The following is a 23,808-nucleotide window of genomic DNA, read 5'->3' on the forward strand; positions in this document are numbered from 1 at the left end:
CAGTGTTGTTGATTTTTGTACGCATCAGCAGTGAGGCGTCGTAGACGGAAAGCCAAAATTAAAAATACACCATATATGTTCTGGGCCACTGACGATGATTCCTTGTAAAATATTTAATAGTATGAGTGTTGATTAGGAAAAAGCCCAGATTGTAACCAGAACAATAAATCGTGATACTTATAGAGGTGAGAACTTGAATTTAGGGAAAGAACTAAGTAATGCATACTCTACCGGTGGTGGAGGTGTTCATTTTGAAAATCGTGTTCAGGCATCTTTTGTTGTATTGATGTTAACAGGAGGATTTTCGCCTTGTCTACCAACTTGGCCAATTACTGAAATAAAGCTTCAAGGGAAATATCAAAACTTTGATACGGATGATTTAATTATCTATGTAAAACAATCTTATAGCGATAGACAAGCAAAACTGTTAGGTCAAATTAAACATTACGTAAAAATAACCAAAGGTGATATTGTTTTTGGGGAAGTCATTCAATCAGCATGGAATGATTTTAACAATATAGAAGTTTTTAACCGGGATACAGATGCAATAGCTCTTATCACTGGACCGCTTAATGCTACGGACACCGTTCATGTACGGGGGCTACTTAGACAAGCTGAATTTGCAAAAGATGCTGATGATTTTATAAAGAGAGTAACATTAGGGAAATTCACCAGCAATCAGCAAAGAGAAAAATTAGATGTATTTAAATTTCACCTAAACAAGGCTAACCAAGATATTGAACTGACAGATGAACAGCTGTGGCAATTTATGAAGTCCTTTCACTTGTTGATTTACGACTTGGACATTAAAGGTGTAATTCTATCTCTGTTACATTCACTAATCGGACAGTATTCTGAAAACCGTTCAGAAGATTTATTGGCTCTAATAGAGCAAGACATAACATATAAAAGTGAAAATGCTGGATCCATAACCTTGGACACTATTCCGAAAAATATTCTTTCGGCTTTTCAGGAACCAGTGGAAAGGAAAATTCCTGATGATTTGGTTAAACCAATACTAACTGTAGAGCCAGATTGGAACCACAGTGAATTTTCAGATGGCTTGATAATTGCGAACTTTCTGGGCTCGTGGAATGAAAAGAATGACGCGGATATTGAAGTGATTGGTCAACTCATTAGAGGGGAGTATTCCAAAACAATTTCGGAGCAACTAAGGCCTATCATCCATGAATCAGAAAGTCCAGTAGCATTAAACAAGGGCATATGGACTGTTTCGAGAAGAGAAAAATTATGGAGGGATTTAGGACCACTAATCCTTGATGATGATTTGGAGAGATTCTATACATTCGCTCTAACTGTCCTTACTGAGCGTGATCCCAAATATGCTCATTCTCCTTATGGAAACGTCCCAAGGTATTCACCGTATTTACGAAGGGGTATAGCTGAAACTCTTTCACTTCTTGGAAGCTACCCTGAATATTTAATAAACTGTTCATTAAACAAACCCCAAATAACTTCTATTTTGACAGTTCGTGAAACCTTTAAGAATGCTGATTGGGTTTTATGGGGGAGTTTGAATGAATTGCTACCTTTATTTGCGGAGGCAGCACCTGAAGAATTTATTAACGCTGTTGAAACTGCTTTACAACAATCACCCTGCCCCTTTGATAAATTTTCACAGGAGGATTTGAGGATAAATCGAGGGAATTATCTTACGGGATTACTTAGAGCATTAGAAACTCTTGCCTGGAACAAAGAACTTTTAGTTCGTATTTCAGTAATCCTTGGTGAACTTGCTATTAACAATGACTTAAGTGGAAATTCCGCAAATGGACCTTTAAATTCTCTATCAAATATTTTTCTTCCATGGTTTCCACAAACGACAGCATCTATAGATAAACGAAAAGTTGCTATTAAGACACTAACGAGAGAAGTCCCAGAAGTCGGGTGGGCTCTTTTGCTAAAGTTGCTTCCTAATCAGCAACAGACTTCTACAGGTTCTCGAAAACCTAATTGGCGTAAAATAATTCCTGACGACTGGAATGATGTCGTGAATAGAGAAGACTATTGGAAACAAGTTTCAAATTATGCTGAGATGTCTGTCGATATAGCAAAAAATAATTTGGGTAGGCTTGTAAAACTTGTTCGCAAGCTTAATCACTTACCGCAGAAGTCTCTTGACCAATTGATTGAGCATCTATCTTCTCAAGACATAACAAAGAGAGAGGAAGATGAACGATTAGATATTTGGAATGAGTTGACAACAATCGTATTAAAGCATAAACGATTTTCAGATGCGGAATGGGCACTTAAACCTGATATGGTTGCAAAAATTGAAGAGGTCACCAAATTACTTGCTCCAATAAATCCTTTAAATCTCCATCGTATCTTATTCAAATTACGTAACACTAATCAATTCGAAGAAAAAGGAGATTGGGAAGTACAACACCAGCAACTTGAAAATCGTCGTCAACAAGCAATAACTGAAATCTTAGAGTTTGGTGGAATAAGTGCATTACTACAATTTGTTAAAACAGTAGAATCACCATCTAATGTGGGATTTTCCCTAGGAATGATTGGAGTTGAATCAGCAGATTCTGTCATTCTTCCAGATCTATTAACTGTTAATGACAAAACTCTATCACAATTTGCAGCCTCATTTGTTTGGGGTCGTTACTGCAGCGGTGGATCGAAATGGGTTGATACTATTAGTAAATTTGAATGGACCCCAGCTCAAATAGGCCAATTTTTTTCGTTGCTCCCTTTTATGGAGGAGACTTGGATACGAGCAGAAGCATTACTAATCGATCATGAAGTGGAATACTGGAGCAGGGTAGATACTAACTTGTATCAAAGAGATTCTGGTGATTTCAGGATCGCTGTAGAAAAATTAATTGATTATGGCAGACCAAATTCTGCAGTAGAATTTTTAAGTGGGATGCTTTACTACCAACAACCACTGGAAAAAACTAATATCATTAAAGCTCTCAATTCAGCAGTTTCATCAAATGAAGGTTATTCTGCAGATACTCATAATATTGTAGATTTAATAAAGGTGCTTCAAGATGATCCCGATACGAATGAAGAAGAACTATTCCAAATAGAATGGTCCTATTTGCCACTTTTGAATAAGTACAATAATGCTCAGCCAAGAGTACTGGAAAATCGACTTGCATCAAATTCGGATTTCTTCTGTGAAGTAATTCGCTTAATTTATCGGTCAAATAATGAGAAGTCCGTAGACCAAGAGCCTTCTGACAATCAAAAGGCACTTGCTGAGAATGCATATCGACTGTTGGGAGTGTGGAAAACTGTACCAGGTACAGATCGTGATGGGAAGTTTTCAATTGAAAATTTTAATGCTTGGTTGAAGCAAACTAAAGAAACATGTGCGGAAACTGGTCATCTTGAAGTTGCCTTATTACATCTAGGAAATGTACTTATATATTCTCCTCAGGATTCTAATGGGCTGTGGATCGACCAGAATGTTGCAGAAGCTCTTAATGAAAAAGATGCTGAACACATAAGACAAGGATTTCGTATAAGTGAGCTAAATTCTCGTGGCGCACATTGGGTAGACCCAACTGGAGAAGCGGAAAGAGAATTAGCTAATGGTTATAGGCAACGGGCTGAGGAAATTGAAGATTATGGTTTTCATCGGTTTGCTGTAGTCCTTAGAAGTATAGCTGAGTCATATGATCAAGAGGCTGAGCGAAGCATTACGGAGTCAGTAAGAGGTTTTCGAGATTGATGAGTAGTTTATTTAACCGCCTTTAATCGTGTTTATTGCGTTGGGGATTATTTTTGTATGCCAGTGAGCCTACGCACGCAAAATGATGGTTCCCAATCCTTGAAGTGAATAAATACAAATGACCATTAATTAATTGATAAAGAGTTTTTTTAAGTAATATTTGCTATCTTCAAATTACTATTCAGCTACCAAATGAAGTAGAACCCTGATCCAAATAATGTTGGGATTAGTTGAGGAGAGTGATAGTTATGAGTGCAGAGGCGAATCGGGTATTGCAATTAATAAGCGATTTAGTAGTTACAATGGAAATGATTTCAAAAAAACATTAAAGATATTATTGAGAAAATGGAATGCAAACAATTAGCATATAGTCGATCTTTATACGATGGAGTATTAAAGAGTTCTTCTCATATAGTCAATGCGCTCCTGCAAAACGAGCCTGACCTGTACTCAATTAATAGATATTACTTGAAACCGATGCTTGAAGACTATATCAATCTTTCCAACATCGATAAATTTGGTAAAGAGTACGCTCGAGCGATGCAGATACATTTCATGTCAGAGGATTACGATATTGATTCAAAGTATAGAGAGGATTATGCACAGTTAGGCGTAAGTTTCAACAAAAGTAAGGAAGAAAGCGAGATTCATGTTCTAAAGAAGATTGAGGAGCATTTTTAGAAGCTTCCACCAAATCTCAAAGAACAGTTTAAGAATTTAGGTGACATAAAAATTTTGCCAGTGGGTTCCCGTCTATACCTTGCTAAATTGCCAAGGGCAAATAAACTTTCTGTAAAGGCATTCTATGATTATGCTAATGAACACCCTCACTTTGATTTGAGATTTGACTGGCTTGAAGAAGAAGATGGCTCAAAATTCACCGCTACACTTTTAGTAAAGTTGGAAGAGTACGTTACAAATAGTGCTCAAACCTTTAATAAAATATTCAATATCAAACCAAAGCAGTAATTTAAGTAGAAAGAAGATTAGTAATAGGCAGTATAGAACTCTTCAATGGGATCTATACTGCTACTTTGTTATTAGATACCAATTTTCAGATTGTCCCATCAAATAACGAATTCAGTTTATAACGAGGAACGTTCCCAAAACAAACTCGACATTTTCCCGACTAAATTCCGGAAAAAAATCGCAGCTTGAATGCAGGGAATCAATCCCTAGTGTCGAAATGTGTTATGTAATATCTACTTGTTTGGTCAGGTAGTAGATAGATGCAGTTCTATTAAAGTTCTGAGATTAAATTACTCTTCACTCTAATAACGTAGTCCTACTTTTAATAATGAACTGGGGAGAATTCTATGGGGAACTTAGACTTGTTATTCAATTGTAAAGTAAGTAAATATGAGGAATGTATGGAATCCATGTTCAAGTCTTTCAATCAAGTCAAAAAATCTTACTCTTATCTTGACAATTCATTTTATAAAGAACTTGTTACAATAGAACTCTTACAAAACAAAGGGAATTTCACAAACTATGTTTATTGGACAGAACTTTTACAACGTGTACATATGTGTTCCAGTATCAGTTTAATTAGAAATTACAAATGGCTTCAAGGAGTTAGTATAGCAGTAGATAACAACAATTTCTTAGCATTCGCAGCAGCACTTAGAGGGTTACTTGTGGCGGCAGGTGATAGCTACCATAGCTTACATACCATTTCAAAAACATTGGCGGACAATTACAAAATGATCAGATTGGCTGTTCAAAAGAGATTACCCGATCAAATTTTTGTTTCGGAAGATCTTGAAAATGCTCTATTACATTTTTCTGAAGCAAAGAAATGGGGAGAATTTGAAGCTAAAAACGATTCAGAGTATATCAGTATTAAAGCAATGCTAAAAAACAAGTCTCTCCAGAGAAAAATAACTAATTGTTATAAAGATCTTTGTGAGCTAACTCATCCTGCTTCAATAACTATATATTCATTTCTACAAGATAGTAAATATGATTCTAACATTAAAATGTTGGAAATAAATTCTGACGAGCGCAACATTGTTGAATTCTGTTCAAAATACAAAGACATTTTTATAGATGTTTTATATGCTGGATTCAATCCAGCTCTAATAAATCTACAAACTCTTAATCAATTCCCATATCATAAAACTCAGACTAATTTTAATATAAGTTTAGATAATATTAAATTATGGGTTGATATAAAAAATGGAATTAATGAAACAGTAACAAAAATGAAAGCAGAGAAAGAGTTTTATTAACTCCCAGATTTCTCCTATGCAATTTGAACTTTTATTTTGGACGGATTGTCAAGCCAAGTACGACAGTTCCTCTGTAATGCATTCGTAAGAAGACAATCTGTCTAAACTTTAAGTTCAATTCTTAACTTAGTAGATCAATATTGAAAGATAAAGTTATTGCAAATTTGATGGATGCTACTATTTAAGCAATAAATTAGTATAGAAGTGTGGACCACTTAATTTCAGGACTCATTTAGCTTGATAAATTAATGCTAGGTGAAAGGCAACAACAATTGCTTATGAATTCTACAAGTTAAAATGAATAATTTAGTACGCTCCAATACCTTGGATTGGATGCTATGTCCAAAAATGGGGGGGGTTACCAGCCAGTACTCAATTGCAGAAATATCATTATACATCTGGCATATTAGACCATATGAAATGAGAAGAAGTACAAGGGAAATAGATACAGATAGTCACATTTGCCACTCACTAATCAGCTGTGGCAGAGGAGAATAGATTAGTGAGCATAGAAAAAAATCGTTCATTTTGTTCAATCATCATACTATGAACACATGCACAAGTTCAGGTGCAAAAGTCAACTAAAGAGTACGATCTGAAAAATCAGCAATTGTTTAATTTATTTGATAATCATAGTGTTCTATCTTAGGTGGTCCGAATTAAATTAAATAAACTAAATGAGAAGAGAAATTATCACTTCAAGAATATTGTACAGCTAACAACCGATACTTAAAATTTTCTCCGATTAAAGGCTAATAGTTGCCACGTACACACTACCAGCAAGTCAGATTCAGATTGAAAGCGTGGCTGAGCAGGCTTAAATTGAATAGTAACGACTCTCTTGAGAGCATCAACTTCAAGTAGAAATTGCTCAAGTGGATCCGACTACGGTTGAAGCAGCGAAGTCCGTTGCACAGCAAGGTGGATACACGCTAGTCGGAACACCTGTGGAATTCAACGTAATCGCTAGCTATAAAGGTAACACTACACCCGTAAATGAATTTAGTAGCTAAGTAGAGCGTACCTTGCTCTTCCAACTAACATTGCTCCTGACCAAATGACAACAGGCGTCGCCATTAATAAAGATGGCAACGCTCGTCATGTACCAACGAAGATTACAACAAAGAACGGCGTGTACTATGCGCAGATTAACAGCTTGACCAATAGTGCATATGGTATTGTGTACTACCCTTAAGTTTTCACGGATGTGGCAAACCACTGGAGTAATACAGCAGTGAACGATATGGGCTCACGTATGATCGTGAGGGGCGTAACGGACAGCACGTTCGAACCAGATCGCAGCATTACACGCGCCGAATTTGCAGCCATCGTCGTACGCGCTCTTGGTCTGAAGCCAGGTGAAGGGAGCAATAGCTTCCACGATTTGAACGAGACAGACTGGTATGCAGATGTCGTGAAGACCGCTTCTGACTATGGTCTGATCAGTGGCTATGAGGACGGCACATTCCGTCCTCAAGAGCAGATTACCCGTCAGGAAGCGATGACTCTGATCGCATGAGCCATGAAAGTTACAGGACTGGACAGCCAGGTACCTGCTAATGCAGTGCAGCAATTGTCCAGCTTCGCAGATGCAGTACAAGTAGCCGAATGGGCGAAGGAAGCAGCCGCAGCCAGTATCCACACTGGAATTGTGACTGGTCGCGGTTCTAATACGATTGCACCATTGCAGTCGATCACAAGAGCCGAGACAGCCACCATTCTTAAAAGATTACTGCAACAGTCTGACCTGATCTAAGATAACAAGGATTTATGACTATTGTACACAAAGCCATACAGGTGTTAACAGCCCTGCATGGCTTTGTGATTTTCTGTTTTCTTAAGACTATGCTTCACAAGATGTGCGGACTTGTTCCATTAACACTTATCACAGTTTAGATTAGACTAAGGATGCTGTGAGCGTGTTTTTTCGAATTCAGATTCATGGTAAATCTGTTTATGAAGTAGCTTATAAACGATCTGCTTTTTTTCTAGCATGAAATATTTACAATTTTTTTTAAAAAGGGGTTCTTTAAATCATGGAGAAAAGAGAAGATATTCTGTTCGACAATCAAATCGAAAAAAATGTGAATAATTATAAGAAGAATACAAGATCCAGTTGTATGTATCCGGAATGTGATACCTATACAATAAATTCTCATACAATATCAGAGAAAGTGTCTCTTGGCCAAATTGCAGAGGAATATCATTTATTTTCACCTAAATCTTTGCGTCAGTACCCAGATAAAGATTTTTATACTGATAGTATAGGAATACATGATGCATCGACATTTAAAGGTTTTTGCTCCTACCATGATGGTTTAATTTTTAATCGATTAGATCATCATTCGATAATTTCGGAAAAAGATATATTCCGTCAATGTTATCGATCTATAAGCTATGATTTGTTCCATGAGGAATTAATTAACGTCATTCGCCCTCAATTGGTAAATAGACTAGAAAATAATTTTTTAGCAAAGATTTCTTCGAATTTCAAAAATAATATTATAGCTCAATTGGATAAAGCTGAAGAAAAAATCAAATACAGATTAAGTACATTGCAAAAAATTCAGGCAGAAATAATGGAATTTATTGAAACTATGAGTGATGAGGATGATGCCTATACACTTACCGAGTTTACGGGTTCAGAAGTGCCTATTTATGTAGCATACAAAAGACTTGAATTTCAAATTCCAGTTGCTATAAGTACAAAAATTGGGTGGATTGTTAAAGGGGAAGATGATCCTATAGAAATTTATGTAACGGTAATTCCATATCAGGAGTGTACTCATTTTATCATTATGAAGAAGCAAAAAACAGAAGATATCGCGAAATTGATGAATGGTGATAATTTAACATTTCTGGATTTTGTAGAAAAAGTCTTAGTATATTCAGATTATTGGTGGTTAAAACCATCAATCTACAAAAAGTTGTCAAATGAGAAAAAACAAATTTTCTCTGACGACCTACAATTTAGGGATTTATTTCCTGATATGAATTCATTCATGAATATAAAATATGATCTCACAATTTTTGATGATTTAAGGCTTGAGTTGCAACAGGGATGTTCTGAAGAACAACTTTTAACTGAAAAAATGAGGATGAAGTATTTGCCTGTACGTGAAGCTAGAGAAGAAAGAATGAAGTTGATGAAAGAAAGAATGTATCGAGAGATTTACGGATTGAGATAATTTTCACAAAAAAAAAAATAATAACAGCATTAGGATTAGTTGTTTAGCTAGTACATATGTACAAAATACGAGTTTTGTGAAACAGTACTAATGATTTAAAAGCTGCACAGTGATTTTTACCCCTGTACAGCAATTCTTTATAATCTTCGAATTAATCCCAAACTACTTCTGTTCCTGCTACGAAGTCATGAATCGCACGTCGATCCTCACGCATACCGACCATAAAAGCACTCACAATAACTCCGATACCCAAAGTTAATACGTACACAAGTCCAGCTACAACAACTCGCATCAGCATCGTACCAATTTTTGGCGGTTCGTGTGTATCGTATTGGCGGATTCGAATTCCACATATACGTTTGCCTATGGTTCGACCATACCAGTAAACTGGTAATAAAATTGAGTATAACGCACTAAGCAGTTTGGCAATCGGCTCATCCGTATCAAAGTTGCCCGTCAGCACACCTGCAATAATTACTAACGGAATTGAAATAATAAGACTATCCAATACACCTGCTCCTAATCTAATCCAAAAACCTGCTTTATACAAAATGCTTTCCTCCAAACTACAATTTTAAACTAAACGGCTAATTTACTTCATGAACTCCCTTCATTAAAATATCTAACTTTATGTACACAACCCAAATAGTATAACAGAAAATTTTACCTTTTTACGCTAAAACTCCTATTTCATTTTAATTGCATCCTTTGTGAATTTTATAACAAACTATCGAATTAACTTACTGCTGTACATGTTCACTATTTACTCTTACATAATCCTTTCTAAATATTGTATTTGGCCTCTGAGCCCCCAATGAAAACACCATAATAATTATGTAAACCAAGAAGGCTACTCAATATTTGTTAAGTAGCCTTCTGTTCGTTCTGCATCTGCTCTCTTCGCCAAATCTTATTCTCCACAATGGCATAAACTAACCCCGCGATGGCAAATATCCATATCGATGTCATTCGGTTCAGATGGTATCCATTCACGAAATATGGACTGTACATGAGATCAAAAACCCACAGCCCGCCCCATCCAAACCCAATCATATAGATGAAAGTTCTCACCATAGGAAAGCATACATATTTCCGCAGCAGCCATGAGATCGGGCTAATAATAACAACATAAAAAGCGACTAAATAGTGACCGAATCCCAGGATAAGCGAAAGAATATATATTACTCCCCCTGCATTGCGTAAGCCGTAATACTCTGTCGTTGTAATATGGTACCCTTCAACCCTTTCAAGAACGAGATATGCAGTCAAGCTTATACCTATAAATATAAGTCCTAATACCATGTACCGTTGAACCACGTTCACCAACATCAGATCACCCCAATGTCTAAACGCAGCCAGAACCGCTCAAGTTACATGATTTCGAACAAAATACACAATTCCACAATTAACATAGGCTTTATTAGGTTCTGTTAAATGTTAAATTTAATCTATCGTTTCAATTGCTCTAATCCAACGACTACTTCTGACCTTCCAGAATCATCGTACCCAAACGGTCCATAAGCTCCATTCTCCCCATCGCTGTGTACGAATAATTATAATTATCGACATTAGAGATTTTATAGATCTTTTCATTCTTCACTGCGTTCATGTTATTCCACACCTTACTATCGACCATCTTGTTCTCACTATTCTCCATCAATAACAGACGATCCGGATTAACGGTAGCCAGAGCCTCCAGTGCGATCTGTTTACCGCCCCAGCCCTCTGGATCAGGGATACCCTCTGTGCGCTTCTGGCCCCATTCACCGTATAACATCTCAGCTGCCCCTTTATTGGAATAGATGACCAGGTTGTTTGGATATGTCTCAATTACGGCAAAGGATTCACCATGTACAGTCGCCCCCAGCTTTTGTTTCCACTCTGCAGATTTCGCATCATACTTGGCCAGATATTCATCTTTCTTGCTTTCTTCTCCAAACGTATCTGCCAAGAATGTCAGACGTTCTCTCCAATCATAATAGGAATAAGGTAATGCAATTGTAGGTGCAATTTTGGATAAAGTTTCATATTGATCCGTGTTGAAATCCTTCCCCAGAATAATCAGGTCCGGATTAGCACCCGCTATAGCTTCAATGCTGAACGGTGAACCATACCAGCCCAGATTAACAGTATCTGCACTCAGTTGATCCTTAATGGTTGGTGTGATTTCCTCCGGGTTACCGTAATCCGCACTCATCGTGGCCACAGGTGTTTTCCCAATAATCAGTAACTCTTCTGTAGAGCCGGATAGATCAACAATGCGCTCTGGATTCAAAGGGATCGTAATCTCTTCTCCATTTGGGTTGGTAATCAATTTGGTCGTTGCTTGTGCAGTCCCCTCTGGGGAGCTGGCCACTTCACTGGTGGTCTGGGTCGTTCCACAGGCCGCCAAGGTGAGCATACAGCATAGTGCAATCCATACAGGAATTCGTTTAAACATCGTTGTCATTCTCCTTTTATGTCAGTTCATTAGCCACATTAGGCTTATTTGCTTCAGTTACTTTATCTATCTCATCGAACTCATTATTATACGTTTACTTTTACCTGCCAGCCTTCTGCATCCTGTTGTAATTGCCACAACCGAGCGTAGATGCCTGAGTGATCTAACAAATGCGCATGAGTTCCTTGCTCTACGAGCTGACCTTGGTCCAATACAAGGATCTGATCGGCATTCTGAATGGTCTTTAGTCGGTGTGCAATCAAAATAACCGTCTTGTCCGCGACTAGCTCATTAATCGCTTGCTGCACTGCGGCTTCGTTCTCCGGATCAAGTGAAGCGGTGGCTTCGTCAAGCAAAACGATCGATGCATTTTTCAACAAAGCACGTGCAATGGAGACACGTTGCTTCTCCCCACCAGATAACGTCGATCCACCCTCGCCAATGAGCGTATCGTACCCTTGAGGCAGACTGGAGATAAACTCATGACAACAAGCTCTGCGTGCTGCTTCCTCAATCTCGAATTGCGAAGCGTCTTTCTTTCCTACACGAATGTTGTTGCCAATCGTATCCTGAAACAGATACACGTCCTGGAAGACCACAGAGATATCCTGCAACAGCTTCTCGGGGTCCATCTGATCAACGGGTCTGCCACCAATGCGAATGGTGCCTTGCTGTACATCCCAGAAGCGGGCAATGAGACGTGTGACTGTACTCTTACCACTACCGGATGGGCCAACCAAGGCAGTAATGGTATGCGGCTCAATCGTAAAGGACAAGTCTTTCAAGACCGGCTGCCGGTCATCATATCCAAAGGTCACCTGGTCGAATGAAATCGCCTGATTGGGCTGTACATCTCCCGTTCCTGCCATCGGGGCCTCCTGCTGCACATCCATAATGCGTCTTGCACTATATGCAGAGTACCGCATCTCCCCATAACTCATCAGTACAACCGTTAACGGTTCGAATACCTTTGTACCTACCAGCAAAAATAACAGAAATACCGGTAGGGACAACTCACCAGCAAGCAAATAACTGCCCACTAGAATCATCCATGTCATCCCTGATCGTGCAAGCAACATCGCGCCCATGATCATCGGTCCCATAATACCTTCTAACCGAATGGAAGCTGATTTCAATTCGTCAAAAGAACGACGTAGCCGTTCAAAACGTTTGCCCCCCATATTGTGGGCCTTAATCTCACGAATACCGCTCAGATACTCCTGTAGCCGACTGGCGGCTTCGTTTTTGGCTCGAACATGGTTCTCACTCAGTCGTGCCTGAATCGAATCCGTAAGCCATAACAGAGCCACACCTAAGGGAACCGCAACAAACATGGCTACGGCCATTCTCCAATCCACCAACTGAAGTCCGCCAAAAGCAAGTACCGGAAGCACAATCGCGCTGATCAGCTGCGACAGATTGTGAGAAATCGTATGCTCGACCTGACCATAATCACTCAGGATCAGGTTCGTCAGATCCCCAGGATCACGTTTTCCGAAGAATCCTAGCGACAGATGGCGAATATGTTCGGCCAGCTTTAACCTTCCTGAGGCCGCGAGGCTGTATGCTGCCCGATAGGTCTTGTCATAGAGCGAAGCATAAGCCACATACTCCACCAGAAGCCAGGAAAACAGGATGCAGCATACAACCCACATTCGGTTGATATCCAGTCCTTTGTCTGGTTCAGCGAAAGACTTATAGATCGTATTGAATATATCCACAAGCAGCGCGGCAGGAACAATCTTTGCAATCCCGTCCAGAATCGCTGCAATTACCGAAGGTAGCAGACTACGCGGGTTACCCCCAGATATATTGTATAAATAATTCTTCATCGTCCTGCACCTCCAAGCTTCCAGGAAGCCGCACTGATATGGGCCTGCCACATGTGCTCATATACTCCGCCTAATGCACGCAATTGATCATGTGTCCCACGCTCAGCAATTGTCCCTTGCCGGATCACAAGAATTTGCTCTGCTGCACGAATCGTTGTTAGACGATGAGCAATAATCAGTACCGTTTTGCCTTGAACCAATTGGGCCAGACCTTGCTGTATCTTGTGCTCATTCTCTGCATCCGCGTAGGCCGTCGCTTCATCCAAGACCAGAATGGGAGCATTTTTAAGCAGTGCTCGTGCAATTGCAATTCGCTGTGCTTCACCGCCAGATAGATACGTACCGCCTTCTCCGATTTTGGTGTCATATCCGGCATCCAGTTTCTCAATGAATTCATGACAGCAAGCAGTTTGAGCCGCAGCTATAACGTCCTGTCGTGAAGCTGATGTATTGCCCATCCGAATATTTTCTTCAATTGTATCGTAGAACAGATGTACATCCTGAAATACAAAGGACACGGTATCCATCAGTTTCTCCGTACCCATCTCCTGAATCGGAATTCCACCAATCGTAATCTCACCTTCCTGCACATCCCAGAAACGAAGCAATAGATTCGCAATGGTTGACTTCCCCCCACCAGAAGGTCCGACAAGTGCGGTCATCTCTCCTGCGTTGGCTACAAAATCAACCCGATCAAGTACAGGTTTATATGCTTCGCTCTCCTTACGTTCATAAGCAAAAGATACCTGCCGAAAGGCAACCTCATATGTATCCGGAACTTTGGGCAACTCAGGTTCTTGTACAACCGGCTCGGCAAACACCGATTCTATCCGTTTCTGTCCTTCCACAATCTCTCGCATCCCACTACCCAGATACATTAACTTCAATAACGGAGCAGATAGACTCGGGGTAATGATTAGAAACAGAATAAACGTGATCGCAAACGACTGATTGCCTTCATTTCCACTCGACAGCAGAATACCCACCGGAACGATGAAGGTAAATAACGAGATCATGATTACAAAAAACAGCCCGTAGGATGTTTTACACAAATCAGTTATTTTCAACGAAATATCCCGGTACCGCGTCACCGCCTGTTTAAACGTTAGAAACGAATCAGCTGTAATGCCAAATACTTTCACCGCCGGCATACCTCTCACGTATTCAACACCCGTCGCATTCATCTCTTCGATGGCAAGTTGAAAATCACGATAAGCCTGACGGCCTTTTTCGCTGCGGAAAAGGCGACTTTGGAGCCAGAACCCGATTCCAATCGGAACCAAAAGCGTCAGCGCCATGCGATAATCGAGCCAGAACAGATATCCCAAGAGCATCAGTGGAATAACGATCGCACTTACCAGATCCGGCAACTGATGAGCGATAAACTTCTCAATTTTCTCCACACTGACTTCGATGATCTTCTTCAGCTCACCGGTTGCCGTCTGGGTGTGATACCCCATGGGTACTTTGGCAACATGTTCCGCAAGTCTCACTCTGAGCTGGTACAAAATGTTGAACGCAGCAATGTGTGAGCACATCCCCCCGATATAGAGCGCAACAAGCCCTGCAATGAGGGCTACGAATGCGACGATCCCCCAATAGATCAACAGATCTTTGTCCATGGCAGAGGGTTGCCCCGCATGCGTTAGCAGTTCCTCGACGATCTTATACACTCCGACAAAAGGAACAATCTGCAACAGACTCGACAGGGTCGAGAAGATACTTGCTGTAATCAGCAGACCTTTGCGCTCCTTCGTTACTTGCATTAGTCCCGACACTTCAGATGTGTTGTTCATCTCACCCCTCCTGATATTAATAATCATTCTCAATATAGCTCAGTGCTATATACGCACATTAATATCTCATAGAGCCCTGAATGATCACTACCTCTTCACGGAGCAATAATACCTCATCACGGATTATTGTTGTCTCACAGCATCTTATAAGCCCTATTGGACATATGACCTCGTCGCGTAACTTGAGAATGACTGGTGAAGTATTTACATTCTCGCCAAGCAAAGAAAATTGTTGTTGGAGAAAGTTTTCGTTTTTGATTGTATAGATAAATATGACTTCTTTGATCTGTAACTCCCGTAATATTTTCCATTTCGTATGGATAAATATGTGAAGTAGTTACTTACATCATTTAACTGCCGCCTATTGAACTCAACTATAAGTATGTTATATTAAATTTTATAATGCTATAACATACAAAAGGAGTGATGCAATGCAATCGCCAGTATTAACTATTGGAGAACGGTTAAAAGAAATACGAGCAACGAGAAATCTTACACTTGAAGATGTTTCTAAACTTACTGATGTAAGTAAGCCTATGCTTGGACAGATTGAAAGAGGACAGTCTTCACCAACGATTACAACTCTTTGGAAAATCGCAGTGGGCTTAAAAGTTCCTTTATCTTTATTATTGGAAGAGCTAGAAGATGAGTGCAATGTGGTTGATACACGGTCCAAAGACGCTATCATTGAAAATGATGGAAAAATGAGAGCATTTCCTGTTTTTCCTTTTGACCCTACCCGTAACGTTGAAATATTTTATATCGAATTTGATCCTGGATGTCACCATCCATCTGAAAGGCACCTTGATGGTGTGGAAGAATATGTTTTTGTGGTACAAGGTATGTTAGAGCTGGTAGTCAACACAAAAAAAATTGTTCTAAAAGAAAATCAAGCACTCCGCTTTCGTGCTAATGTTTTTCATTCCTATAATAATCCCTATCAAGAACCATGTGTCATTTACAACATGATTTTTTACCCAAGAACATAGGCAAGTTTCATCTATAATCTTCTAGAAAATATTTAAAAATGAGGTGTGATGATTATGGCAATTGAAAAAGTAAAAGATTTTTTTAAACAATATGGTATGGATTCTGAAATTATCGAATTTGAAGTATCTAGTGCAACCGTGGATTTGGCTGCAACTGCATTAGGTTGTGAGCCAGAGAGAATCGCAAAAACACTTTCTTTTATGGTGAATGGACAAGCTGTTTTAGTAGTTGCTGCCGGGGATGCAAAAGTGGATAACAAAAAATTCAAAGAGTATTTCAAAACAAAAGCAAAAATGCTTTCTCCTGATGAAGCCATTGATATGGTTGGTCATGCCATTGGAGGTGTTTGTCCATTTGCTATTAAAAATGATGTTTCTGTTTATCTAGACATATCTCTAAAACGTTTTGAGACAATCTATCCAGCTTGCGGGAGTAGCAATAGTGCTATTGAACTTACAATAGAACAATTAGAAAAATACTCTAGTTATTCAGAGTGGATTGATGTATGTAAAGGATGGAATGATTGATTTATAGTAGTTCTATATGGGGTAGCGCCAACATTTTGACTGTTATATAAGCTAAGCATCAGCGGACATTTGCTTAAAGCAGGAAAAATCCGCTGTCTTTGTGCCTTAACGTCCCTAGCGTATATTTTCGTTAAAATGTTGGCTGTACCCTCAATCACTCATGGAAAGCTTTCCAGAACGAACCTTCTGTATTAATGATATCCTTGATCTGGACAAAAGGAATCGTAAACGTTGGAAACCCTGCCGCATAGGGTGCGATATCATACGGGTTGAAGTAGAGATGAAGAGCATCCGCTGTGACAAAAAACGGCTGCTCCCCACTAATCCCCGTATAGGTGTCCGGAAACACATACGAGTATTGAGGATCATTTTTGATCTGATCCCCCACAATCTGGCTCAACACTTTTACATAGTCACTATTCGGTTTAAATAAATCCTTTAGCTCATACAACTGACCATTTGTCAGATTAATGATCGCATAGATCATCGTAGGCATACCATGCGCTGCACCCGCCGGGTAGTTATAACCTGTGAGTTGCAGTTGCAGCAATTGTTGCTGATAAAACGTAACATCAAAATCACCTGTATACGTATAATCCAGCTGCTGATCGGCAGGGATCGGTTTAACCTGAGAGAGTTGCTTCAACTTGGCATTCAGCGCAATTTGCTCCGCTTGGTTCGTTAATCCCTCCACCTGCGGATAATATACGAGGTAGTCCCTGTTTGGTTTGTACTTCTCTTCGCGTACACGGTACGGTGGATGAAGTGGAACGATTGTATTTTGCCGCCAGATGATCTGTCCTGCCCGATTCACATACGATAAACGCTGGTCTACATAGGCCTTAATCAGATCTGGTGCCACGACCTCCAGCGTACCCGAACCTTCTACATGGGGATACCCAGCGGCAGGTCTTCCACTCAAATCCAACAGATAGGTCTGTCTTCCATCCGATGCGGAAGCAAGGCCGTTTTTGTAATTGCCTACTTCGCGATATAGGAACTCCGTAAGCCTTCTACCGTTGGTATCTGCAATCGCATACACTGAGCCGATATAAGGTTGCTCCGGGTTAATCGCTTGCCCCAGCGCATAACGATGCTCGCCTAGTTCGCGGATGTCATTATAGGCGGGTTGAATGATAAACGATCCTTGCGTATTAATAACACCGTAGATCGATTTGTAGTCCTCTGCTGTATTAACGATCGCTTGCCCGTTGTTAAAAGGAAATGCCGATGAAAATTTGGGCTGAATACGAATATTACCCCGTTCGTCGATGTACCCATATTTGCCCGAGGTTTCTTTTTGAAAAGCAAGCAGTCCATCCCCTAGTGGTCCCACATAGGCATATGGATACGTTGCGAGCCGATGACCATTGCGATTAATGAGTGCATATTCATTGTCCTTAATCTGCACGACCGCTTTGCCATCTTGAAAATCATTCGCAGAAGCGAACTGTGCAGGTATCACCTCATTGCCCGACGCATCCAAATAACCATACCGACTCACCGATCCATCTGCCTGACCAGGATTAGAATCGTAAAATAATGCTCGACCGTCGTTCATATTCGAGATATACGGGTACGCCCGTTTGGTCAGGACTGTACCTTGTTCATTAATCATCTTAAATCCTTGAGAATCAATTGTTATCGCCCGTTCTTCGGAAAAGGAATTGATGGAATCGTATACAGGTTGAACGACATACTGTCCCTGAAGGTTAATAACGCCGGCACGACCACCCTTCACAACCACAGCCAATCCATTGGGCTGAAACTCTTGCGCGTCATCCAGTACCGGCTCAAGCCGAATGTGGCCTTGTGCATCCATATACCCCCAACGCGTCCCACTCGTGGTTCGAACGGAGATTGGATATAACCATGTCGTTACCCGGGCATGGCTTATAGGGACCATCGCCTGCTTAATTTTCTTTTCCAACTCTTGTAGTACCTCTCTGGAAGGATACGCTTCCGGGAAGCTGAGTGCCTTCTGAACTGAAGCGAGAGCTGCCGGATACTGGCCCGCGTGGTACTGAGCATCCGCAAGGTAATACCAGTAAAAGATATAATCAGGATATTGTTGGGTTAGTTGCTCGTAATATTGCACCACTTTGGGATAATAGGTTGCATATACGTCCGGTGCAGGAACCCATTTCCCATTCTGCCATCGTATAATCTCCACACGATAGGCTTCCCCTGTGTCATGTATCCAGAGTGCAATCTCCACTTTCCCATCTCGGCCATGCGGACCAGGCATATCTATAATCTCTGCATAGCTATAGTATAGATCGTCAGGCGCCAGATCTTTGAGCCCGGATTCCGTCCACTCATATACGGCAAGCTTAGACCAGATAGAACCAATCCGCCAACCGATAATGAGATTGTTCCTAGCCGTTGAAGTTACAGGGGCTGCGGTCATTAAAGTCACTCCATACCCCAATCCCTTAATTAGTGCCATCTTGATCCAATGTCCTTGAACAAATTTCAGAATGAGCAAATACAGCTCACCATTCAACTGATAGACTGCAGCAATCTCCGGCATACCGTCACCGGTAAGATCGGCCGCATAGATCGCTGGATGTTGAACAGGTTTATCAATAGTGACGACCGTTGCACCAGCCGGAATATGTTGATTCACAATCTGCGTTAACAGCGGTTCGCTCATGGACATCTCAGTTTCCTCCCTTATGACCGCATTCGCCTAATGGTATGCGTCATAAATCGGGATATGACATGTAATTCATTTTATATAAGTTGAACTAAAGAATATTCACACTTACCACTCCGATGACAGAACAACCTTCTGATTGCACTTATTCCCCGATTCTTTGATTCACCTTTTAAATATTCTTCTTACAAAGTCACTTTTTCTCCATTGATTAGCAGGTAGCTCACATCATTCACCGGAATGGTCTTAGGGGAAATCCACTTAATGAGATCCTGATCCAGCTGGAGGAAACCGGATTCGCCAGTCAACTTTGTACCATCCTTCAGGTGCACTTCAATACTCAGATCCTCCATCCGAATCATACTCAGTGCCTCACCTGTAAGTGTGACACCAACCGGGGAAAGAGTAACATTTGCCTGTAAGCCTCCATTTGTATCAAGCTGAATGTTTCCTGTTTTACTCAAAGCATTTTGACTCAAGTTAAAAGTAGTTTTCCAATTTCCTCGCACAACTTCACTAATACTCGTAAAGCTGCCTTGAAGTCTCAGCTTATCTAAATCGTCAACAGCAGACAGATCATACACAAACTCCTCATAATCTCCTCCGTACCCGACCCCATCTTTCATATAATGTCCATAGCTAATGGAATATTCAGGTATATCGAGCTTTCGACCTTGCTCATCCGTGAAGTAGAAATATCCATGATTATACTCGCCAATCTCATTATTCGGATTAATCTGAATGTGTAACTTGCCCTCCACAAAACCTATATTGGAAATATGCATCCAATCAATACCCTCAACGGGGACATTCGTTACATCCTGATGCAGTACGGGAATTGGATCGGTTTCCAATTGAATATCGGTTGTACCTCCCAAGCCACTTATACGATCTCGCTCCATGATTTCATAACTATTGTTTTGCTTTTCTTGTAACAACTGCTTCCAGTCCACTTGTACGTTGTAACCCTCTTGAAGAGATGTACCCGACATCAGCGTATTAATCTGAACTGTAATTCGATTTTTGCTGACTTTTCCTTGAATGAGGAATCGGACAATAGCCGTTTGATTCGCATCATCATAATGAATAATCTGAGCGTTGTTTGCATTACCTCCGGTTATCCTGTAATCATATACATCCAGTGTATCGTCAATGCGATGACCCGTCAGATCCGACAATGAAACATAGATTTCCGTTGTATCTCCGTCCCTGACAGCACCTATAACCTCCATTCGAATCCCTTGATCTTCACTCACCTGATGAACAGGCTGAAGAATGCCAATCCGATCTGCACCTAGAAAATGAAGAACAGTAGACAGATCAATGATGCCCACCGATGCAGCTGCCCCTGTAACAAGACATAACGATAACGCAGCGGTTACAGGAATATAGATGGCTTTGCGATACCTTTTTCTTTTATTCATGGACTTCTTTGTCTGTGCGGATGGAGCGGATGGATATAATATAGGTGGATAAAATGATGAATCTGATCTCGTAAGGGTTTGTGGTTCATTCATCGCCAATTTATCATAGAACAACTTTTTAATATTAAAGAGGTTCTGCTCAGTGAATTCTTTCTCGGATTCTTGCATTGGATCGCCTCCTTTATTTCCTGTTCATCCACCATGTCCTCAATCGTTGCCTGGAGCGATAAAGCTTGTTATGGACTTGCCTAACGTGTAGGGACAATGCTTCCGATATCTCATGGGGTCTCTGTCCTTCGTAAAACCGACGTTTCATAATCTCCCGTTCCGGTTCTGGAAAAGATTCAATCATTTGATTAAGTTCCGTATATGTCTCTTTACTGACCATCTGAACCAACAAATCATCCGTTTGCACCGAATGAATCTCCTCTTCATATGTAAGCTCAGTTCTTCGATTAAGTTTCCGGTAGCGATCAATCGCTTTATGTTTTGTGATTGTTGCAAGGTAATTTTTCAGGCTACTTCGCCCAGACTGGAATGCATCCGGATTCTGCCAAAAAGCAAAAAATGTATCTGCTACGCATTCTTCAATCTCTTCTGTCGATGCATGATGTAGGATGGAATGAGCAATCTTCCATAACAAACCTGCGTAGTGGTTCATCACCCATTCCATGGCTTCAGGATCACGATTCGCTACTGCCTTCCGTATCTGTTCTTCTTCCACGATTAGATGTCCCCTCCCTTCCATGCTCATATGATCACGAGTGCTCGTGTTGATCCGTGCTTCCTACCTATATTCGTTTGGCAAATGACTTTTACTTACTCCACGATAAAAAAAGATTTGCAGTGACCTTGTGGTCTTCTGCAAATCTTCTTATATCCTATAATACATCTTATTTACTACATCATATCGCTTCATGTGCCTTCGCTTCGATTACTAACCAATATCACGCCTCTTCTTGTACACTGAGCTGTACATATTGGGTAAGACGACAATACTGAGATAACAGCAACTCTTCATGACCTTGTCCAAGAGCCACGCTACGCCCTTCCTTGATGAGGTGATTCAACAACTCATGCAGGAAACTCATCTGCAACCGCAAGGATTCCGCTGTGAGCTGCTCAAGTACCTCAATATCTCGGATCGTAAACTGAGATAACCCGCGCAGCAGCAACTCTTCTGACCAGCCGTTAATTTTCTGCATAAACTGATTATATTCTTCCAAGTCTGCCCATCCTCCCATTACCGATATCCAGTTTCAGACTGAGCACCGTTTTGCCTTTCAGGAAACTGATTGGGCTAATCCGTTTTGGTTCCACACGCGCAAAGGCATAGAAGTGTTCAAGCGATTGGGAACCATATCCTGACTCCAGTCTTTGGATCATCGCCTGCCAGTCAGATGAATACGGGAGAGTGAGTGCCAGTCTTTCCCCTTCGGTATTCTCAACCGTCAGGACAAGCTCCTGCGTTTGTTTGACAAAGTTATGGTCCACGATTCGAGCAACTTTGATCACTGCCAATCGTTCTTTGGGAGCAGCAAACAAGTCGAATGATCGCGATTCCTCTTGAAGTACTGACGTTACGTCTTGCATGGTTTTGCCCATATTCAACGTTTCCACACCCGTTCGTGGCAAAATCGCAAGCTTGGCACCTTCCCCGGAAGAGATCCGGCGTTCTTCATTCACTTTTACTGAATAGAATTGAACTTCTTCACCGACGAACTGGCGAAAGGTCAGATTAGGCAGCCATGGTGTGAATGCACCATAATGCTCTGTATACGAGAACTGCTGATCATCATAATATACAGCACGTACATCGCTATAGGTGTAGATTTCCTCATCATCGAAACAATAGAAATAATAGGTGATTCCACGGAAACCGGATCGTGTCTCCCACGCGTCAGCTCCCAGTCCATACAGATGAAGTGAAGGCACCGTATAGTATTTACTTCGAAAACTGCCAATGAGCTGACTCTGCTGAATGGCAGACACCTTTTCTTCTTCAAGAACCTGGAGTGCAAGATACAGCTTGCTTACCCGATCCAACATGGATTGCATGGAGAAACGTATATGTCTGTTGAAAAACAACTGTAGTTCTCCTTGAATCCCTCGTAAACTGCGTTCTATGTCAGGCAGGTTGCCACTATGAGCTGCAATTGCCAATGTCTCCAGTTGTGCCATATAGGACTGAGGAAGGCGGGCCAGTCCCGTCTTCAACAATCCTGCCAGCATAACCCGACATTCCTGCACTGTCTGAAGAGAGAACTTGGCCTCGTACACCCGTCCACTTAATGCATCCCTATCATCCAGACCTTTAAAGTTCCGGTACCGTAACAAAGCTTCAAGCTTGGCCATTTTCCCGGCTGTCTGCTTCACCTTACATAGTGCTTTTGCAAGATTCGGTTCCTCCGTAAAAGACACCTCGATATTCTGGGTGGTCAGATGAACCGTAAGAAGTGAATCTTCAATGATCTTAATTTCCTCTGGGTATCTCAGTCGGAAAACAACTTCCTCAATCATGGAAGAACTATACGATTTAATTAACACGGGAAGTTCAGACTCCGTCATCCAGCGGAAGCGAGACTCGATCTCACGTGACACCGTATGCGGAATTTCGCTTGGATCATCCACATTTGATACTAAGTTTGATGCTGATTCTGTTACTGATACGTTTTTTGGTACGTCCAACGGATCATTATCCGATATCCCTGAGTCCTTATCCAGCGCATGCTTCTCGTCTGCATTCATTGAATCCTCTGCCGTATATTCCCGTTGATCATACAGAATTGCAATAAGCACATGCTTGCAGATATGATCGGCCGGGCAGGAGCATTCCCAATGATCCAGCGTATTTTCAAGCGTACATTGTGTCCCGTCACTGAGCTGACAACTCACAGATGATGCATTCCATGTGTACGTTACACTTACACCATTGTCCAACTCTTTCAAAGACCTTTTGTACAACCCCTTGTTGGCATACCGAATCAAATAATCCTCCGTACACAGCTT

General features: G+C 40.9%; 20 protein-coding genes. 10 read left to right on the forward strand and 10 right to left on the reverse strand.

The window, feature by feature from the left end; all coding sequences use genetic code 11:
* Window positions 1-193 precede the first annotated feature (193 nt).
* From MHI48_RS16920 to MHI48_RS16955, 8 genes are all read left to right on the forward strand, one after another.
* Entirely contained in the window at window positions 194-3,712 is a 3,519-nt protein-coding gene (locus MHI48_RS16920; RefSeq protein ID WP_076328633.1) for a hypothetical protein, read from the forward strand.
* 735 nt (window positions 3,713-4,447) lie between these two features.
* A complete protein-coding gene (locus MHI48_RS16925) occupies window positions 4,448-4,681 on the forward strand; it encodes a hypothetical protein (RefSeq protein WP_076328631.1) in 234 nt (77 codons plus the stop codon).
* A 347-nt stretch (window positions 4,682-5,028) separates the two neighbouring features.
* Window positions 5,029-5,943 (forward strand): hypothetical protein, encoded by a 915-nt coding sequence (locus tag MHI48_RS16930; protein WP_076328630.1) that lies wholly within the window; start codon window positions 5,029-5,031, stop codon window positions 5,941-5,943.
* A gap of 875 nt (window positions 5,944-6,818) precedes the next feature.
* Window positions 6,819-6,956, forward strand: coding sequence for a hypothetical protein (locus MHI48_RS16935; RefSeq protein ID WP_179086523.1), 138 nt, complete (start codon window positions 6,819-6,821; stop codon window positions 6,954-6,956).
* A gap of 44 nt (window positions 6,957-7,000) precedes the next feature.
* Window positions 7,001-7,138, forward strand: a complete 138-nt coding sequence (locus MHI48_RS16940; RefSeq protein ID WP_179086522.1) for a hypothetical protein — start codon at window positions 7,001-7,003, stop codon at window positions 7,136-7,138.
* A 12-nt stretch (window positions 7,139-7,150) separates the two neighbouring features.
* Window positions 7,151-7,462, forward strand: coding sequence for an S-layer homology domain-containing protein (locus MHI48_RS16945; RefSeq protein WP_076328629.1), 312 nt, complete (start codon window positions 7,151-7,153; stop codon window positions 7,460-7,462).
* Window positions 7,463-7,465: 3 nt separating this feature from the next.
* The gene (locus MHI48_RS16950; protein ID WP_076328628.1) at window positions 7,466-7,699 is read left to right on the forward strand and encodes an S-layer homology domain-containing protein; all 234 of its coding nucleotides are present in this window, start codon (window positions 7,466-7,468) and stop codon (window positions 7,697-7,699) included.
* Between the two features lie 280 nt (window positions 7,700-7,979).
* Complete coding sequence (locus MHI48_RS16955) at window positions 7,980-9,131, forward strand: hypothetical protein (protein ID WP_076328627.1); 1,152 nt, start codon at window positions 7,980-7,982, stop codon at window positions 9,129-9,131.
* Window positions 9,132-9,282: 151 nt separating this feature from the next.
* Here MHI48_RS16955 and MHI48_RS16960 read toward each other — a convergent pair whose 3' ends face one another.
* The 5 genes from MHI48_RS16960 to MHI48_RS16980 form a co-directional block, all read right to left on the reverse strand.
* A complete protein-coding gene (locus MHI48_RS16960; protein WP_083677446.1) occupies window positions 9,283-9,681 on the reverse strand; it encodes an RDD family protein in 399 nt (132 codons plus the stop codon).
* A gap of 314 nt (window positions 9,682-9,995) precedes the next feature.
* Window positions 9,996-10,205 carry a hypothetical protein gene (locus tag MHI48_RS16965; protein ID WP_143781447.1) on the reverse strand — a complete coding sequence of 70 codons (210 nt, stop codon included), beginning with the start codon at window positions 10,203-10,205 and terminating at the stop codon, window positions 9,996-9,998.
* A gap of 403 nt (window positions 10,206-10,608) precedes the next feature.
* Entirely contained in the window at window positions 10,609-11,571 is a 963-nt protein-coding gene (locus MHI48_RS16970; protein WP_245838230.1) for an ABC transporter substrate-binding protein, read from the reverse strand.
* Between the two features lie 86 nt (window positions 11,572-11,657).
* Window positions 11,658-13,403 (reverse strand): ABC transporter ATP-binding protein, encoded by a 1,746-nt coding sequence (locus MHI48_RS16975; protein ID WP_405141204.1) that lies wholly within the window; start codon window positions 13,401-13,403, stop codon window positions 11,658-11,660.
* Window positions 13,400-15,199: an ABC transporter ATP-binding protein gene (locus tag MHI48_RS16980; RefSeq protein ID WP_076328624.1), complete on the reverse strand. Its 1,800-nt coding sequence runs from the start codon at window positions 15,197-15,199 to the stop codon at window positions 13,400-13,402. Before MHI48_RS16980 ends, MHI48_RS16975 begins: the two co-directional genes overlap by 4 nt.
* 431 nt (window positions 15,200-15,630) lie before the next feature.
* Between MHI48_RS16980 and MHI48_RS16985 the strand changes: the two genes are divergently transcribed.
* Together MHI48_RS16985 and MHI48_RS16990 are read left to right on the forward strand one after the other, a co-directional pair.
* Window positions 15,631-16,188: a helix-turn-helix domain-containing protein gene (locus MHI48_RS16985; RefSeq protein WP_036673696.1), complete on the forward strand. Its 558-nt coding sequence runs from the start codon at window positions 15,631-15,633 to the stop codon at window positions 16,186-16,188.
* A gap of 54 nt (window positions 16,189-16,242) precedes the next feature.
* On the forward strand, window positions 16,243-16,716 hold the full coding sequence (locus MHI48_RS16990) for a YbaK/EbsC family protein (RefSeq protein ID WP_036673697.1): 474 nt from the start codon (window positions 16,243-16,245) through the stop codon (window positions 16,714-16,716).
* Window positions 16,717-16,870: 154 nt separating this feature from the next.
* Here MHI48_RS16990 and MHI48_RS16995 read toward each other — a convergent pair whose 3' ends face one another.
* From MHI48_RS16995 to MHI48_RS17015, 5 genes are all read right to left on the reverse strand, one after another.
* Window positions 16,871-19,378 (reverse strand): WG repeat-containing protein, encoded by a 2,508-nt coding sequence (locus MHI48_RS16995; protein WP_036673698.1) that lies wholly within the window; start codon window positions 19,376-19,378, stop codon window positions 16,871-16,873.
* Between the two features lie 182 nt (window positions 19,379-19,560).
* Complete coding sequence (locus tag MHI48_RS17000) at window positions 19,561-20,967, reverse strand: DUF4179 domain-containing protein (RefSeq protein WP_076328623.1); 1,407 nt, start codon at window positions 20,965-20,967, stop codon at window positions 19,561-19,563.
* 13 nt (window positions 20,968-20,980) lie between these two features.
* Window positions 20,981-21,523 (reverse strand): sigma-70 family RNA polymerase sigma factor, encoded by a 543-nt coding sequence (locus MHI48_RS17005; RefSeq protein WP_074095344.1) that lies wholly within the window; start codon window positions 21,521-21,523, stop codon window positions 20,981-20,983.
* Window positions 21,524-21,746: 223 nt separating this feature from the next.
* Window positions 21,747-22,025 carry a hypothetical protein gene (locus tag MHI48_RS17010; protein ID WP_076328622.1) on the reverse strand — a complete coding sequence of 93 codons (279 nt, stop codon included), beginning with the start codon at window positions 22,023-22,025 and terminating at the stop codon, window positions 21,747-21,749.
* Window positions 22,012-23,763: a hypothetical protein gene (locus MHI48_RS17015; protein WP_405141208.1), complete on the reverse strand. Its 1,752-nt coding sequence runs from the start codon at window positions 23,761-23,763 to the stop codon at window positions 22,012-22,014. Before MHI48_RS17015 ends, MHI48_RS17010 begins: the two co-directional genes overlap by 14 nt.
* Window positions 23,764-23,808 lie beyond the last annotated feature (45 nt).

Source organism: Paenibacillus sp. FSL H7-0942 (assembly GCF_045040715.1).
In the GTDB taxonomy this organism is placed as follows: domain Bacteria; phylum Bacillota; class Bacilli; order Paenibacillales; family Paenibacillaceae; genus Paenibacillus; species Paenibacillus amylolyticus.